This window comes from Bacteriovorax sp. BAL6_X (assembly GCF_000443995.1).
Taxonomy (GTDB): Bacteria; Bdellovibrionota; Bacteriovoracia; order Bacteriovoracales; family Bacteriovoracaceae; genus Halobacteriovorax_A.
Window position 1 is genome coordinate 212,237 of record NZ_AUMC01000006.1, and the last position, 16,680, is coordinate 228,916.

A 16,680-nucleotide genomic window follows, 5' to 3' on the forward strand; every position below is an offset into this window, starting at 1 on the left:
AACTAATTTGCTAAGTACTTAAATACACGTAAGATCCATCTACAAAGTCTCCTTCATTAGTATAAACCAGCTCAATGTCTAGAACAAAAACCAAATATAAGTACCTAAATATCGGTTAACCTAGCTACACAAAAGATTGTCAGAAGTAGACTTAACTCACTAAATTTACGTGAATAAATTTGTCAAAAGTGAAAACAGCAAAGAATTATTACAATCTAGATGAACGCAATTCTTATTTTTGCTATAAACAAAATCACTTAACTAATAAATCTGGGATTAGAAATGAAGAACAATAAAATCTTAACGATGGTGACATTATCACTTCTCTTTACGGCCTGTAGCGACAATAAGCTAAAGCCTACTACTAATAATATTAATGATTCTCTGAAAACTGAGCAACAGAAAGTGGATCAACTAAAACTTGATATACAAAAACTAATTACAGGAGAACAAGTAGATATCGCATCGACTCTTCAAAAAAGACTTAGAAGAAACGATCGCCGACTGAGGCAAGAGAGTGATTTCTCAGTAGAAGTATTACAAAAACTTGAAGAATTAAATACTGAGTTAATGAAAGCTAAAAATATTTCAAAGGCAAAACTACTCAATATCATTTTAAATAATGAGTATAAAGAGACAACTGTTGCTGAGGCACTAAACTACTATCACCTCAACAATGCAGAGATGAATAAAGAGTCACTTATTTCGACACTCTATCTACTTAATCTAAACTTAAACTTAGAAGAGATTAGCACTCAGGAGTTTTCAGACTTTCTTGAGTTCTCATTAAACTCAATTTACCACTTAAATACATTTGAAAAGTATAACCGAAGGGCCGTTAAAATAATATCACCTTTAGTAAAGAAACTTACACTAACTGAAAAATACAAATTAATTCGTTCACTAGTATTTAAAAAAATAGTTTTCACGAATGAAGACTTCTCAAATACTAACATCAATATTGCCCTTACGAATCTTTTAGAAGCAGATAAAGTTGTGACAGGTGTATATAATAAGAACTTCATAGAAAATGTAAAAGCACAGTTAGCTAATGGAGAAAATGATTATAAGCTAACGCTAAATTTCTTTAGCCTGCCATCAGATTACTATAACCTTGATGAAAAATATGATATCGATGGAAAGCAACACTATTTAACAAAATCATATGACGTAATTTTAGAAAACAACAATCTTTATAAGGATAACGTTAATAACAAACTGATAGTAAATTTACCTAAGAAGAGTAAGTTTGACCTGTATCGAATTAATGTAGGTAATTTAGTAAATCTTAACTATAGCACAAATCGTGAAACTTATCACAAGACACTAGTAAATGCGCTAAATCAATACAACAATTATGAAAAATTCGAAACAATCTATAAAGGTAGTAAGAAATCACTATTTAAAGATCAGGGAGATATTAACGACAACAGTCTCAACAGAAGACTTTACAAGCAAGGTAAAGAAAGTTGAAAACTACGAAACTAAAAATAATTACATTGTCGTTAAGAAAGAATCATATGTCTCAGAAAATGGTTTAAAGAAAAACCATCAAAAATATCATTATGATACGTCTGGCCTTCTTAAAAAGTATGAAGAACTAAGAACGAAGCTTAACTTTGAATATAACCAATTTGGAGATTTGATTAAAGAAACAAATTCAATCTTTGAAAAAGATCAGGTCGCATCATATCGTCCCAACGGAACTACTAAATACTTTAGAAATACATCTGCTGAATTTAAAACAAAAATAGATCTATATAATGGTAAACTTCTAGAAGTAGAAAAACTAAATAGTAATGGAAAGAATAAAAAGACTTTCACATACCACAACAATAATACACTTAAGTCATTTCATATTGATGGCCAAACCATTTTAAGTAACGAGAAGATTAGTAATAATATGTACATCGCTAATTACTTAGATGATATATATGAATTTGAATTCGATAATTGGGGACGTATTAAATCAACGAAATTACAAAACAGTAATAAGAGACTATTAAACACTGTTACTTCATTTAAAGGTAGAAACTTACAGACACTAGAAGGCCCTACAATTATTAGTCAGAATATTCATGATTCGCTTGGACGAATATCTAAAGAGACTAATAAGCTAACAAATAAGACAAATACCTTTAAATATAATATTCCTATGAATGATGACATTTTTGATATTGAATACATCAATGGAATTTACATCGGAAGTAAAAAGGTTAATCTAAAAAAAGAAATCGTTACTGATAGTAATAACTCAGAAAAAGTCGACTTTACGTATAGCTCACTATCTAAAATCAATTCTTCATCAAATGGTGGTAAATGGACACTTCACGATGACGGAACTTTTTCTAAGTTCTCATTAAATGGTTCCTCAGTTATTGAACGAGAATGGTCAAAGGACTTAACAAGCTTTGTAGAAAACGATATGGCCTTTCAATTAGATGAAAAATCAAGACCGACCTATTCAACATCAATGGATAATTTTGGTGAAAGCTTTGTAAAGAACGATCTCTTATACTTTGACAAAGAATACGAAAATGATCAGATAAGAAAAAAACTGCTCACTATCGTACATAATGACGAGCTCTTCGAAATTGAGGAAAAATTTAAATATGACAAATACGAGAATATTAAAAGACATGAGTTAAACGAAGATTTCTTTATCGACTATCGTTACAACACCCCTTTCACATTAAATGGCGTAAATTTAAATAACAAAATAAAATACGACATAAGCTATAAACATAATGATGAAATTAAGGCCATTGCCGATATTAATCTAACATATAGTAATGATAGCGAGCTGACAGAAGTAAACTATGGAATTTTATCTCTCAAGCTTGATTATAGTAATCAGCAGCTATCCAATATTTGTATACTTAGCGATTGCATTAGCTACACATATAATAAAGTGTCCAAAATCGAAGAGATAAGCAAATCGACAAATATTACTAGTAACAATCAATATCAGTACAAAGACGACGCTTTTGAGCTTATTAGTGGCACATCGAAAAACTCTAACAATAGAGTGAAGAGAGATAATTTAGGTAGAGTACAAAACTATCGCAATTATCAACTTAAGTGGCAAGATCAGCTATTATCGAGAACTAAAGATAATAGTATTTACTACGATAGTGATAAAAGCCTAAAAGCAGTTTATAATAATGAAGAACAAATTCTTTATAAAGTAAACAAAGACACTTATCTTTTAAACTCAAAAGATCTTGTGCATAAACTAGTCGTTAACAATAGAATTATAGCAGTAGTAATAAACGAAGTTATCTACCCAGTCCTTACCGACCACATAGGGTCTGTCATTGCCATGTATGATAAATCAGGAACAAAGCTTTGGGAACGTGAGTATAGCCTCTGGGGTGTTAAGAAACTTATCTATACGAAAGATGATGCTGCCAAAAAGCTTGAGTCACTAACAATCTTTGGATTTGCACACCTTTTAGAAGTACCAAATATCAAAGGTATTTATTGGTCACAAACTCGTGCCTATCTTCCCTACTACAAAGAATGGGCCTCAATTGACCCGACGTTTATATACTCACCAGAAAAACTTCTAAAGCATAAAAACAATTGGAATTATTTTCAATATGCTTCTGGGGATCCTATTAACTTTGTCGATCCGAGTGGGCGCAGTGCAACTGCCGCAATAGGAATAACAGGAGTTGTTATAGGAGGAACTGGAGCAGCAGCTTATGGAATAGGTCGAGGAGCTTTATGGTTAGCTCATTCAGTAGGTATTATGAATGATGCTACATATAGTAAACAAGTAAACACACTTAACAACGGAGCAGTTAAGGCATGGAATACAGTATATAAGCCTATTGTAGAGAACACTTTAAGTATGGCAAATATCTTTTTAGGTGGAGCAAAAGGAATATACAACGCTTATACTGGGACAGATTTACTACATGCATCTACTAACTATAATGGTCTGAGTTTTGGGAATAAAAAACTTAATGTAGCTCAAAGACTATGGGAAGTATCATCTCCTTTTCTTGGGGCAATAACCAGCGCAATGTCTAGTGATATGTCTGCAGGCTGGAAATTTACAATGGAAACATATTGGTTCGCGACAGATAAGATCATGTCAGGAAGCGCATCAAGCTTAGATTTTGATTCTAGTGGAGGAATACTTAATCCAGATGATTATTCTATGGGAATAGATTATACTTTTGACTAAGAGGACATACCTATGACTATATTGAAAATTACTCTATCTTGCCTAAGTGTTTATTTTTTTAATTTCGTTGCAAGCCAATATCGAAAAAAAAATAATTTATCAAAATATAGAATAAATCATTATTTATCACCTAACATCGAACCCGCTCAAGACTGGTACAGAGGAGCAAAAGAATCAAAGTATTATTGGGGATTTTGGCTTCCTATCGGACTATTTATAATACTATTGGCCATTTCAACTAAATGACCATTTCCCAATCTTTTATTTGTACTTCATATATTTATTAAATTAACTAGAAGTTTTCGAAATATGCCAGAGTCTCAGGATTTGCCACGGCCTGAACATTATCAAGTGCACGGCCATTGATAAGACGGCTTACGGCCATCTCCATCTTCTTTCCAGAGCGAGTATATGGAATTCCCTTAACTTGAATTACACGTCTTGGCATATGCCTTGGTGTCGTATTTTCACGAATACGCGCTTTAATAAACTTACAGTCTTCTTTAGTTAGCTCGTGACCATCTTTAGTTACGACAAAGAGCCAGATTTCAACATCACCATCGACACTCTTTCCAACACAAACAGAGTCTTCGATAAAGTCGATTGTCTCAGTTTGACGATAGATTTCTGCAGTACCAATTCTTACGCCACCAGGATTTAGAGTAGCATCAGAGCGGCCAAGAACCATAGCTCCACCACCTTCAGTGATCTTAATAAAGTCACCGTGGTGCCACACTCCCTTAAATTCAGAGAAGTATGCCTTGTTGATACGCTCACCATCATCATCGTTTAAGAAGTATATTGGGCGCGAAGGGAAACTTTGAAGACAAACTAACTCACCCTCTTCACCTGTATCAACTTTCTTTCCACGTGAATCAAAGCAAGTCACATCCATGCCAAGTCCAGCACATTGCAACTCCCCTCTAAAGACAGGAAGAATTGGATTTCCTAAGAAGAAACAACCAATAATATCTGTTCCACCAGAGATACTTGAAAGTTGAATGTCTTTTTTAAACTTCGAATAAACGTAGTCAAATTGCTCTGGAAGTAATGGTGCTCCTGTTGAAAGGATTGTTTCAAGAGATGACATATCATACTTAGAAAGATCAATATTTGAATCTTCTAATGCTTTTAAGAATTTTGGACTCGTCCCAAAAATATTTAGCTGCTCTTTTTCAATAAGTGAAACAAAGTCGCCAAATGTTGGGAAACCAGGAGATCCTTCATATAGAACAACAGTTGAACCAAAGTATAATGATGAAACAAGCCAGTTCCACATCATCCAACCACAAGTCGTGAAGAAGAAGATTGATTTGTCTTCTTTTAGATCAGTATGAAGCCCCAGTTCTTTAATATGATTAACAAGAGTTCCACCAATACTATGAACGATACACTTAGGTTTTCCAGTTGTTCCAGATGAGTACATAATATATAGAGGGTCAGCAAAGTCACACTCTGTATATTCGATCTCTTTATCGACTGGTTTTACAACTTCACTCCAGCTAACTCCCTTATGAATAGAGCTTGCATCAAACCCCTCACCTTTGAAGTCAACAACGATGACTTTCTCAATAGAGTCAACGGCCTCAACAACAGCATTAATCTTATCTGTTAAATCGAAATACTTACCACCGTACTCGTAACCACTAACTGTTACGAGAATCTTAGGCCTTGATTGCCCAAAGCGATCAATAACACCTTCGATACCAAAGTCACAAGACGTCGACGTAAAGACACCACCAAGAGATGTTGTCGCTAACATTGAAGCGGCTGTCTCAGCAATATTTGGCATATAGCCAGCAAGAACATCGCCCTTTGAAATATAAGGAGCGATAACTTCTTGAAGGCCAGCTACCGTATTTTTTAAGTCTTTATATGAGATTTTTTGAGTTTGGCCATTTTCTCTAACGCTATTTAGAGCGATGGATACATCTCGGCCATTTTTTAGAAGATTCTTTGCGAAGTTTAATTTTACCTTTGGAAACCATCCATAAGTATCAAAGCTAAGGTCGGTACATACTGGCTCTAGGTCGCCACTATAATCAACATCAAAGAACTTCACGAATTCTTTCCAAAAGCTTTTTGGATTATCCACCGAGTACTTATGTAGCGAGTGATAAGACTTACAATCTAGTCCTTGGGACTTATTAATTTGTCTTATAAACTCCATCATATTTGATGACTGAATTCGCTCGCTACTTGGCGTATATAAAATTTTATTCACTTCTTCTAACCTCAAATTGCTTAGTTAAAACTAAACTAGTCCCTTTAGAATTTCAGCACTCTCCGCTTCAACTTTTGAGTGCAGAGAGTTTCCATGAGCATCCATTGTTACAACAACAGGAAATTCATCAACAGTTAATTCCCAAATTGCTTCAGGTGAACCAAGATCACGCCAATAAACATTGTCTACAGACTTAATTTTCTCAGCTAAAACCTGTGCAGCACCACCGATACCGTGGAAGTAAACACATCCGTACTCACGACACCCGTCCAGAGTCTTCTGTCCCATGCCACCTTTACCGATAACACCAAGGATACCGTGGTCGCGCATGACTTCCCACTGGTATGGTTCTTCACGGATCGAAGTCGTCGGGCCAGCGGCCTTAACTTCATATGTCCCATCTTCATTCTCAAGGACAACAGGTCCACAGTGGTAGATAATTTGGTTATTTAAATCAACTGGTGGCTTTGTCCCTTCGTGAAGACGTTTGTGAACAGCATCGCGCCCCGTAAACATCTTTCCAGAGATTAAAACCATATCTCCAACTTTAAGTTCTCTAATTTGTTCTTTTGTAAATGGATAATCTAAACGTTTCATATACGCCTCTTAGTATAGCCAGTTTTTAATTTGGTTATTAGGTTTAAGTGCAATTCCTTGTCTTCTAAATGCCCAACACATATAAGACACAGAAACAAAGAATGATGCTGGTAAACGATTAAGGTCAGTAACTTTACAACCTAGAAGTGTTGTCTTACCACCGAATCCCATTGGCCCAATACCAAGTTTATTTGCAGTTTCAACGATATCAGCTTCAAGAGCAGCAAGTTCTGGCTTAGCGTTTGTATCATCTAGCTTTCTTAGGAATTGGTCCTTAGCTGCGACGTGTCCTGTTCCTCTATCACCACCAATACAAACACCAAGTACGCCTGGTCCACATCCTTTACCTTGTGCTTTTTGAACACAATCAAGGATTGCTTTTCTTACACCATCAAGGTCACGTCCAGCGTTTAGTTCTGTATTTGGAAGAGAGTATTGAGCACCAACATTTTCACATCCCCCACCTTTAAGCATAAGCTTAACTTCTAGGTTCTTAGACTTGTGTTGCTCAAATTTGATAACAGGATGTCCACCACCAACATTCATACAATCATTCTTACCTGTTAGTGAATCAACTGAGTTCTGTCTTAGGTAACCAATTTTAGTTGCTTCAAGAACGGCCTTTTCACAAACTTTTCTAAATGCAGCTTGGTCGAAGTCTCTTGGGTGATAAACCTTGAATACGATTGTCCCTGTATCTTGGCAAAGTGGCTGAGACTTTTTCTCTGCCATCTTAATATTTGCTTGAATAATATTCATTGCGTATTCAGCAGTTGTATTCTTTTCTTCTCTGTGAAGAGCGTCAAGAACAACACGTTGAATATCGTCAGGAAGAACTGTTGAAGTAACTCTGATTAGTTCTAATAGAGAGTCAAAAAGATCCTTTGAAGGATTTACTTTTTTAGCTGCTTTCTTTGGAGCTACTTTCTTAGTTGTTTTTTTAGCTACTTTTTTCTTAGTCGCTTTCTTCGTAACTTTCTTTGCTACTTTCTTCTTAGTCGCTTTCTTTGCAACTTTTTTCTTTGTCGCTTTCTTTGCAACTTTTTTCTTAGTAACTTTTTTCTTTGTCGCTTTCTTTGCTACTTTTTTCTTAGTAACTTTTTTCTTTGTCGCTTTCTTTGCTACTTTTTTCTTAGCTACTTTTTTCTTAGTCGCTTTCTTTGCTACTTTTTTCTTAGTCGCTTTCTTTGCTACTTTTTTCTTAGTCGCTTTCTTTGCTACTTTCTTTGCTAATTTTTTCTTAGTTACTTTTTTCTTCGTTACTTTTTTTGTCGCTTTTTTAGCAACTTTTTTCTTTGCTACTTTCTTCTTGGCCATGGCCGTCTCCTTAATCTATATAGAAAAAATTTCCAAAATCATGTGCATATTTCTGAGTAATCATTCCATAACCTGGATAGCTTACTCCATCTAACTTAAATCTTTTTCCGAATCCTTTAACGCCCCAAGAGTTTTTAAAGTAATAAACACCTTTGTACTCAAACTCTTGCCACGAACCATCTTCCATCTGCATTCTTGTTTTAACGACAATATCGTCATCATAGCCAACAAGAATCATCGAATGGCCACCGCCATTGGTTCTTGAAATTCGACGATCACGAGTCCCTACTTCAGGATAACCAACAATACCAGCATACCATTTGGACTTATCTCGCTCTTGAATTTCATATGTTTCAGTTTTTTTAGAATTCCACGAACCATAGTATAACTTAGTCCCTAGAATAACTGACTTTCCATCACTTAACCATTTCTTAATTTTAGATTGGTCTTTCGACAGATAAGACTTCTTTCTTGAGTACAGATCATTCACAAGTGTATCTCGTAAATATATTGCCTCTTTTCTAATTGGAATAAATTCAGGGTCGATTTGAGCAATATCATAATCGGCCATTTCAAATAAACGAGGATCTCTTTGACCAAGAAGGCATGACTTTAAATATTTAGGTAATGAAACTAAGTGGCCACAGGCTTGTTTGGCCATTGTAATCTCTGGATAGTCTTCATCAAGAGATGGCCATTTCTTACGAGAGTAAGGCCATGTCTTCTCGTGAACTACTCCCCAATCAAGAATGGCACGCATATTTCTTGACGTTGTCGAGCCTTCAGTATTCTTATCCTTCATGATGAGATATTCCATCCACTGTTCTGATAAGTCGAGCTCAACAGGAAGAACTCCGTGCTTACGAATAAGTAAGTGCTCAACAATTCCAATTGCACTAAACATTGTGCATGTACCGCGAGAGCCTTGAGATTTAACGGAAGTTTGATGACCAATTAACCCATGGATATCGCTTCGACTAGGAAGCTCTGATGCTTGGGTGTATAGCGCACCCAGTAGAATTACTAAATTCAATAAAATCGATCGTAGCTGTGTTGTGTTCATGCATGAAATTCTGACTCTTTAGCTCGGTTTTATCAAGATGCAATGCATTTAAAAAAGTAGTGCTGATTTGATAAAGCGATTGCCTAATCGACTCTCTAGAGGCACATTATAAGCATGATTTCATTGGCAGGATTAAACGACAAACAACGCGCGGCGGCTGAGACCATCGAAGGTCCAGTACTGATTTTAGCAGGTGCTGGAAGTGGTAAAACACGTACTATCACGTACCGTATTGCGCATATGGTTGATAACCTGCATATTCCAGGTAAGCAGATCCTGGCCGTATCATTTACAAATAAGGCCGCAAAAGAAATGAAGGAAAGAGTCCACGGTCTCCTTGGGAAGAATAAATCTCGAGGAATGACATTAGCGACATTTCATTCTCTAGGTCTAAAAATTCTTAAGAAAGAAATTACTCATCTTGGTTATCATAAAAATTTCTCTATTTATGATCAAACAGATCAGATGAGTATCATTCGTGAAGGACTTAGACTTTATCACGATAATAAAGGCTCTTTTAAAAAAGAAGTTATTCAATCAAAAATTGGTAAGCTCAAAAATGAAGGGATTACACCTGAAAATTTTGCAGACTCACCTTTCTTTGATGGTGAGGATCCATACGATCACGCAGTCAATTTTCTTTACGAGTACTATCAAGAAAAGCTTAAGTTTTATAATGCCATCGACTTTGATGATATTCTTCTACTTACTGTAAAACTATTTGATGACAATCCTGAGATCGCTCTCGAGTATTCAAATGGCTTTAAGTACATCATGGTTGATGAGTATCAGGATACAAACCCGCTTCAATTTAGACTTATTCGTCACTTAACTTGTGCACACGATAACCTATGTGTTGTTGGTGATGATGATCAGGCCATCTATTCATTTAGAGGCGCCGATATTGCAAATATTATTGGATTTGAGAGAGATTTCTCCCGAGCAAAAATTATTAAGCTTGAGCAAAACTATCGTTCAGTTTCTCCAATTCTAAAACTAGCTAACGCTGTTATTCAAGAAAATACAGATCGAAGAGATAAGACACTTTGGTCAGATAAACCAAGTGATCACAAACCAATTCTTTGGGAGCTTGAAGATACTGATCATGAAGCGGAAATAATTGTTGAGGATATTATCTCTCACCAGTCAAAAGGTGGACACCTTGGTGATATTGCAATTCTTTACCGCTCAAATACACAAGCTGCCCCAATTGAAGAACAGCTAAGACTTTCACAAGTTCCATATACAATTATTGGTGGTCAGAAATTTTACGAAAAGAAAGAAGTAAAAGATATCATGGCATACCTTTCGGTTATTAAGAACCCGGCCGATCAGATGGCGCTTCGAAGAATTCTAAATGTTCCAAATCGCGGAATAGGGATGAAGACGCTAGAAAAATTCCTAGAAGAAAGTGAGGCCCATCAAATAGATCTCTTTAGTGCGATGAAAGGTGCTCCAGAGCTTGCAGGGCCAAGAGCTGAGAAGATATCAGCATTTGTTCAATTGATCGAAACGGCAAAAGGATATTTTGAAAGACAGCCGCTAAGTCAGGCCATTACAAGCCTTACTGAGGATCTAAAGTATTTTGAGTATATTGATAAATGCTATGATCAAGTTAAACAGGCTTCGAGAAGAAAGGATGATATTCACTTTTTCATTGAGTCAGCGGCCCGCTTTACAGAAAATTTTAAAGAGCAAGCAACCCTTAATAAGTTCATGGAAAAGCTCATGTTACAGGACTCTCAAGATTCAAAAGATGATGAAGAGGATGATGATGTGAGAAAGAATGAAGTGACAATGATGACACTTCATTCTTCTAAAGGCCTAGAGTTTAAGCAAGTTTATATGGTTGGTGTTGAAGAAGAAATCCTTCCGCACAAGAGAACAATTGTTAACGGCGAAGGAGACGCAGAGGAGCGTAGACTTTGTTACGTTGGAATCACACGTGCTCAAGAAAAGTTAATTATGACAGTTTGTAAGCAGAGAAAAATCTATGGAAATATGCTAACACGTCACCACTCTCGATTTCTTTGTACGGACAAAGCTAAGAGCTTCTTTGTCAAACAAGATCGCCAGAACTTTGGTCACCTTGAGTCACAAGAAGAAGTGGACGCCTATAAGAAAGACTTCTTTTCAGGCCTTATGAATCTTCTAGATTAAAATCAATGATAACAGTATTTGAAGAATAACCAGGAATAAGGCTAATTAATGCCTCGAAGAATCCCTGTTTAATTGTGACTCGCATTTTACTAACCATGCGACAGTCATAACTTCTTTGCTTAAAGATATCGCGAATTCTTCTTTCTTCAATTCCAAAACCAGAAATATTTTTTGAAACTTGATATTGAAGTTTCTCTTCGGAATTGCCCCATACTCCACTTCTTGAACCGCAGAATTGGCTATTGAGCTTTACTCCACTTGAAGCACAAGATGCAACCAACAGTAGTAAAGGAAGAAAGATAAATCTAGTAAACTTCATACTCATTCTCTCCAATATCTGTTGCGGCCTTTACTTCAATTTGTTTTTTTGAAAAGAGTCCAAAGCTTAAAAATTTAATGAATTGATCAAGGGGTGACTCCACCTCTTGAATTTCGATACGTGAGACATACTCACTTCGACGTCGAAAGAAATCATTTCCTAATTTCACATGGTGTTGTTTTGGAAGAGTTCCATAGAACATATTTTGAACTTCATGATTAGCTTTTAGTGTAATGGCCTCTCGGTTAGCATGTTTTGAAATATGCAATATTCTCTCACCTTCTCCACTATAGAGAGTGTTAGAGCAAGACGAGAGAACTATAACCATGAAGGCCAAAACGATAAGCTTAATACTAATTTCCTTTGAAGTCTGGATTTCTCTTTTCTTTTAGAGCAGATAATCCTTCAAAATGATCATTTGTTCGTTGAGCAATCCCTTGATAAGCACTCATAAGGTTTAAGTGCGATTCTAAATCGTCATGTGCAGCACGTTTCATCGCAGTTTTTGTTAATTGAACCGCAACAGGAGCATTAGCAGAGATTTCATTTGCAAATGCACTTACCGCTAGTTCAAGATCTTCACCTGTTACAATATTATTAACGAGTCCCATTTGCATAGCCTCTTTAGCTGTATAGATACGGCCAGTTAAGTACATCTCCATTGCTTTAGTGTAGCCAACTTTTCTCGTAAGAAAATATGGGCCACCATCACCTGGAACAAGTGAAAGCTTACAGAAAGTCTCACCAAATTTAGCATCATCACTTGCCACTGCAAGGTCACACATTGCCACAAGATCACAACCGGCCCCTATTGCACCACCGTGAACCATAGCTATTATTGGTTTTTGAAGTCTTTCAATGACTCTTGGAATATTTTGAATTCCTTTTGAGTAACGATTTCTTAACTCAAATGATTCTCCAGCAAACATACCCTTGCGAGCAATCATTGCCTTGATATCGCCACCAGCACAAAAGTTCTCCCCTTCGCCTCTTAGAACAATTACACGAATATCAGGATCGCCATCAGCAAATGTCAGAACTTCAGTAAGAGAAGCAATCATTTTATTTGTGATAGCGTTTGCCATCTTTGTATTATCAAGACTTACCCAAAGGGCTGCATCTTTCTTTTCAATTTTTAAATGTTCAAATTCGTAGCCGTAAATAGACATTACTTTCTTCCTTTATAAGCTTGAAAAAACTTAGACGGTGCTGTGTGACCGATTTTAGAAATGATAAATGAACTAGCGTCGTGAAGCTTATCCATATCCACACCAGTTTCATAACCTAGTTTATGTAAGAGATTAACAACATCATCAGTTGCAACGTTACCACTTGCCCCTTTAGCATATGGACAACCACCAAGACCTGCCGCAGATGAATCAAAAACTTCGATCCCCTCTTCAAGAGAAGCATAGATATTTGCCAATGCCATCCCTTCTGTATCGTGAAAATGCATGGCCATTTGCTTTAAGTCAAAATTTTTGGCGATGAGTTTTGTTATTCGTTTTACCTGGTCCGGATTAGCAACACCAATTGTATCACCTAAAGAAATCTCATAACATCCAAGATCCAATAATCTTTGAATTCCATCGAGAATGTCTTTATCCTCGATATCTTTTTCATACGGGCAACCAAATACTGTCGAGAGATACCCTCTAACCTTCATACCTTCATTGAGAGCGGCCTTTGCTACTTCAATTTGTCTTGCATGGGCCTCTTCGATTGTTGCATTGATATTCTTCTGGTTAAAAGTACTAGATGTTGCCGTGAACATACTAATTTCTGTTACCCCAAGCTCTTTTGCAACTTCAAGACCTTTTAGATTTGGAACTAAGCAAGGGGTTGCAATTCCTTTTTCCTGCGTAAACTTTAACACCTGTGGATAAAGATTCGCAGCATCCTTCATTTGAGGAATTTTATCTGGACGAACAAAGCTTGTTACTTCAATCGTTGATAAACCTGTTTCACTAAGAAGCCTGATAAACTCAAGCTTATCTTCTGTGGCCACAAAACTCTTTTCATTTTGCAATCCATCACGAGGTCCTACTTCAACAATCTTAATTTTCTTAGTCATAGTTAATCCGAGTTAGTTTAATTCTACGAGGTCAACTCCACCATCAATTGTTTGGCCTTCTTGAACAAGTATAGCATCAATCTTTCCATCACGAGACGCCTTTACTGTGTGCTCCATTTTCATGGCCTCCATCACAACAAGAGCATCACCAATCTTTACTTCTTGACCTGCCTCAACAAGAACCTTAAGGATCTTTCCAGGCATCGGAGAGCTCATTTCGTGGGCCTCACCAGTTGCGGCACCAGAACGTTTTGCAACACTTCTTTTAATTTCAACACGCTTACTATTTACAATATAAGCGTCTTTTTGAGTTAAAATATGAAATGGCACTTCATTAATCCAAAGTGCATCCTCTTCTATATCAACAGCACATGTAAAGCCTTCAAAACGAACAACTAAAGTACTTACTCCGGAGAATTTGAAGAATGCCTCAAAAGTGTTTTCACCAAATTCGTAGACTCTCTTTTCCCCAGTATCTCCACTCATTCTAAAAGAATCAAAAAGAATATCATCCTTTAAAAAGTCATGAGCAAGTGCAGCTGCAATTTCTTCTGCATAGACTTCAGCAGGAGCAAGGTCTGCTTCATATGTTTTTACAAAGTGAGTATATGTATTCCCTGCTAAGAATGCCTCATGTTTTAGGATTCTTACAAGGTAATCATTATTTGTCGTTAGACCTTCAAATGGAAGGTGGTTAAGACCTGCAATCATAGTCCCAATAGCTTCGTTTCTTTCAGCTCCCCAAGTGATCACTTTTGCAATCATAGGATCAAAATTAACTGTGATTGAGTTTCCATTCTTATACCCCGTATCAAGACGTACACCATCGATAGCGTCACCGATATATTCAAGACGGCCAATTGCTGGCATAAAGTCATTATCAGGGTCTTCAGCATAGATACGACATTCAATAGCATGTCCTACTTGCTTAATATCGTCTTGAGTAAAGTCAAATTTTTCACCACTAGCGGCCATCAGCTGTAGCTCAACAAGATCATAACCTGTAACCATCTCTGTTACAGGGTGTTCAACTTGTAGCCTAGTATTCATCTCTAGGAAGTAAAATTCTTCACCATCAAGAATTAGCTCAACAGTACCGGCACCGTGATAATCAATTGCAGTAGTGATTTTCACAGCAGAGTCCGTCATACGTTTTCTTAATTCATCACTAAGTGCCATTGAAGGAGTTTCTTCAATAATTTTCTGGTGACGTCTTTGGATTGAACACTCTCTTTCAAAGAAGTGGAAGTGGTTTCCATGAGTATCACTCATCACCTGAATTTCGATGTGACGAGGACTTGTAATAAATTTCTCAATAAGAACAATATCGGACCCGAAAGAGCTTAAGGCTTCACGCTTACAACTTTCAAGCTCAGCGAGAAATTCTTTTGAGTCATTTACAACTCTCATTCCTTTACCACCACCACCGGCAGATGCTTTAATCAGAACAGGGTACCCCATCTTATCAGCTTCAGCTTTAAGAAACTCTGGTTCTTGATTTTCACCATTATATCCAGGAATTACAGGGACACCGATTTCGATCATCTTATCTTTTGATCCCTTTTTATCACCCATTAAAACAATATGCTCAGGAGTAGGGCCAATAAAGATAAGACCTGCATCTGTTACTTTTTGAGAAAAAGTAGCATTTTCCGATAGGAATCCATAACCAGGGTGAATGGCATCACAACCACTATCTTTAGCTATCTGAATAATCTTATCCATATTTAGATAAGTTTCACTAAGAAGCTTCCCTTCTAGGTAATAAGACTCATCAGCAAACTCTCTTTGAGGAAGATTTCTTTCTTCAAAAGTGTAAAGAGTTACAGTTTTCATACCAAGGTTGCGACAAGTTTTAATAACTCTTAGTGCAATCTCAGCGCGGTTGGCGATTAATACTTTTTCAATCTTCTTCATACTATTTATTTCCAGTTAGGTTTTCTTTTTTCAAGTAATGCAGTCATCCCTTCCTGACCTTCATCAGAAATTCTTTGCTTGGCAATTACTTCACAAGTGTAATTCATCGTCTCTTCATCATTTCCAAGACGCTCTTTCACACCAAAAATAAGTTTTTTTGCAACTCTTTGTGCATTTGGGGCAACCTTGATTAATTCTTTTGCCATACTAACGATATCCGCATCATAGTAGCGATCAAGTGATACCTTATGAATCAGGCCAATCTCTAGAGCACGTTTACCATCAAATCTTTCACCCGTTAGAAATAAGTGGCGTGCATTTGACTCTCCAATCTTGGCCATGACAAACGGAGAAATGACAGCAGGTACTAGACCAAGGTTAACTTCTGTTAATCCAAATTTTGCACTTTCACTTGCAATAACAAAGTCACAACAAGCAACGAGTCCAACACCACCGCCAAGGGCAGCACCGTTTACTCGACCAATCACTGGCTTAGAAAGATTATTAATTGCATGGAATAATCCTGCTAACTTTTTCGAGTCAGCAATATTCTCATCCATCGAGTAATCTTTCATTTTCTTCATCCAATTAAGATCTGCTCCTGCACAGAATGATTTTCCAGCACCAGTTAGAATCACAACGCGTACGCTATCATCGTTTTCAAGTGCTAAGAATTCTTCTGTAAGAGCTGCAATCATTTCATCATTGAACGCATTATGTACTTCAGGGCGATTAAGTGTAATAAAACAAATTCCACTTTCTTCACCTGTTCTTATCTCTTTTGTAAATCCTGTCATAAAAAATCCTTTCTTAT

At 36.6% G+C, this 16,680-nt stretch carries 11 protein-coding genes and 2 pseudogenes; 3 read left to right on the top strand and 10 right to left on the bottom strand.

What is annotated here, in order from left to right:
* Positions 1–282 precede the first annotated feature (282 nt).
* Positions 283–1,473: a hypothetical protein gene (locus tag M902_RS16465; protein ID WP_021266645.1), complete on the top strand. Its 1,191-nt coding sequence runs from the start codon at positions 283–285 to the stop codon at positions 1,471–1,473.
* Positions 1,358–4,195: an RHS repeat domain-containing protein gene (locus M902_RS05355; protein ID WP_040314167.1), complete on the top strand. Its 2,838-nt coding sequence runs from the start codon at positions 1,358–1,360 to the stop codon at positions 4,193–4,195. The genes M902_RS16465 and M902_RS05355 overlap by 116 nt, the downstream gene beginning before the upstream one ends.
* A gap of 292 nt (positions 4,196–4,487) precedes the next feature.
* Here M902_RS05355 and M902_RS05365 read toward each other — a convergent pair whose 3' ends face one another.
* From M902_RS05365 to M902_RS05375, 4 genes and pseudogenes are all read right to left on the bottom strand, one after another.
* Positions 4,488–6,419, bottom strand: a complete 1,932-nt coding sequence (locus M902_RS05365) for an acetoacetate--CoA ligase (protein WP_021267074.1) — start codon at positions 6,417–6,419, stop codon at positions 4,488–4,490.
* Between the two features lie 30 nt (positions 6,420–6,449).
* Positions 6,450–7,892, bottom strand: a pseudogene (locus tag M902_RS16820) (FumA C-terminus/TtdB family hydratase beta subunit); the annotation flags it as partial.
* A 249-nt stretch (positions 7,893–8,141) separates the two neighbouring features.
* Positions 8,142–8,219: pseudogene (locus M902_RS16610) on the bottom strand (histone protein); the annotation flags it as partial.
* Positions 8,220–8,343: 124 nt separating this feature from the next.
* On the bottom strand, positions 8,344–9,396 hold the full coding sequence (locus M902_RS05375) for a C1 family peptidase (RefSeq protein WP_084710461.1): 1,053 nt from the start codon (positions 9,394–9,396) through the stop codon (positions 8,344–8,346).
* Between the two features lie 114 nt (positions 9,397–9,510).
* Here M902_RS05375 and M902_RS05380 point away from each other — a divergent pair, with 114 nt between their 5' ends.
* Positions 9,511–11,556 carry an ATP-dependent helicase gene (locus M902_RS05380; RefSeq protein WP_021267019.1) on the top strand — a complete coding sequence of 682 codons (2,046 nt, stop codon included), beginning with the start codon at positions 9,511–9,513 and terminating at the stop codon, positions 11,554–11,556.
* On the opposite strand, the gene M902_RS05385 is transcribed toward M902_RS05380, so the two are convergent.
* The 6 genes from M902_RS05385 to M902_RS05410 all read right to left on the bottom strand — a co-directional run bounded on the left by M902_RS05385 (position 11,537) and on the right by M902_RS05410 (position 16,663).
* Positions 11,537–11,875, bottom strand: a complete 339-nt coding sequence (locus M902_RS05385; RefSeq protein ID WP_021267082.1) for a hypothetical protein — start codon at positions 11,873–11,875, stop codon at positions 11,537–11,539. The genes M902_RS05380 and M902_RS05385 overlap by 20 nt on opposite strands.
* Positions 11,862–12,143, bottom strand: coding sequence for a hypothetical protein (locus M902_RS05390; RefSeq protein WP_021266600.1), 282 nt, complete (start codon positions 12,141–12,143; stop codon positions 11,862–11,864). The genes M902_RS05385 and M902_RS05390 overlap by 14 nt, the downstream gene beginning before the upstream one ends.
* A gap of 85 nt (positions 12,144–12,228) precedes the next feature.
* Positions 12,229–13,044 carry an enoyl-CoA hydratase-related protein gene (locus M902_RS05395; RefSeq protein WP_021266737.1) on the bottom strand — a complete coding sequence of 272 codons (816 nt, stop codon included), beginning with the start codon at positions 13,042–13,044 and terminating at the stop codon, positions 12,229–12,231.
* Positions 13,044–13,949, bottom strand: a complete 906-nt coding sequence (locus tag M902_RS05400; protein ID WP_021266931.1) for a hydroxymethylglutaryl-CoA lyase — start codon at positions 13,947–13,949, stop codon at positions 13,044–13,046. Before M902_RS05400 ends, M902_RS05395 begins: the two co-directional genes overlap by 1 nt.
* Before the next feature lie 12 nt (positions 13,950–13,961).
* Positions 13,962–15,866, bottom strand: coding sequence for a biotin carboxylase N-terminal domain-containing protein (locus M902_RS05405; protein WP_021266897.1), 1,905 nt, complete (start codon positions 15,864–15,866; stop codon positions 13,962–13,964).
* A gap of 5 nt (positions 15,867–15,871) precedes the next feature.
* Positions 15,872–16,663: an enoyl-CoA hydratase-related protein gene (locus tag M902_RS05410; RefSeq protein ID WP_021266767.1), complete on the bottom strand. Its 792-nt coding sequence runs from the start codon at positions 16,661–16,663 to the stop codon at positions 15,872–15,874.
* Positions 16,664–16,680: the final 17 nt, after the last annotated feature.

Coding starts and splice junctions, on each gene's coding strand:
- M902_RS05375 (WP_084710461.1), bottom strand. CDS start 9,396: ATGAACACAACACAGCTACGATCGATTTTATTGAATTTAGTAATTCTA.
- M902_RS05395 (WP_021266737.1), bottom strand. CDS start 13,044: ATGTCTATTTACGGCTACGAATTTGAACATTTAAAAATTGAAAAGAAA.
- M902_RS05385 (WP_021267082.1), bottom strand. CDS start 11,875: ATGAAGTTTACTAGATTTATCTTTCTTCCTTTACTACTGTTGGTTGCA.
- M902_RS05410 (WP_021266767.1), bottom strand. CDS start 16,663: ATGACAGGATTTACAAAAGAGATAAGAACAGGTGAAGAAAGTGGAATT.
- M902_RS05400 (WP_021266931.1), bottom strand. CDS start 13,949: ATGACTAAGAAAATTAAGATTGTTGAAGTAGGACCTCGTGATGGATTG.
- M902_RS05355 (WP_040314167.1), top strand. CDS start 1,358: ATGAAAAATTCGAAACAATCTATAAAGGTAGTAAGAAATCACTATTTA.
- M902_RS16465 (WP_021266645.1), top strand. CDS start 283: ATGAAGAACAATAAAATCTTAACGATGGTGACATTATCACTTCTCTTT.
- M902_RS05380 (WP_021267019.1), top strand. CDS start 9,511: ATGATTTCATTGGCAGGATTAAACGACAAACAACGCGCGGCGGCTGAG.
- M902_RS05405 (WP_021266897.1), bottom strand. CDS start 15,866: ATGAAGAAGATTGAAAAAGTATTAATCGCCAACCGCGCTGAGATTGCA.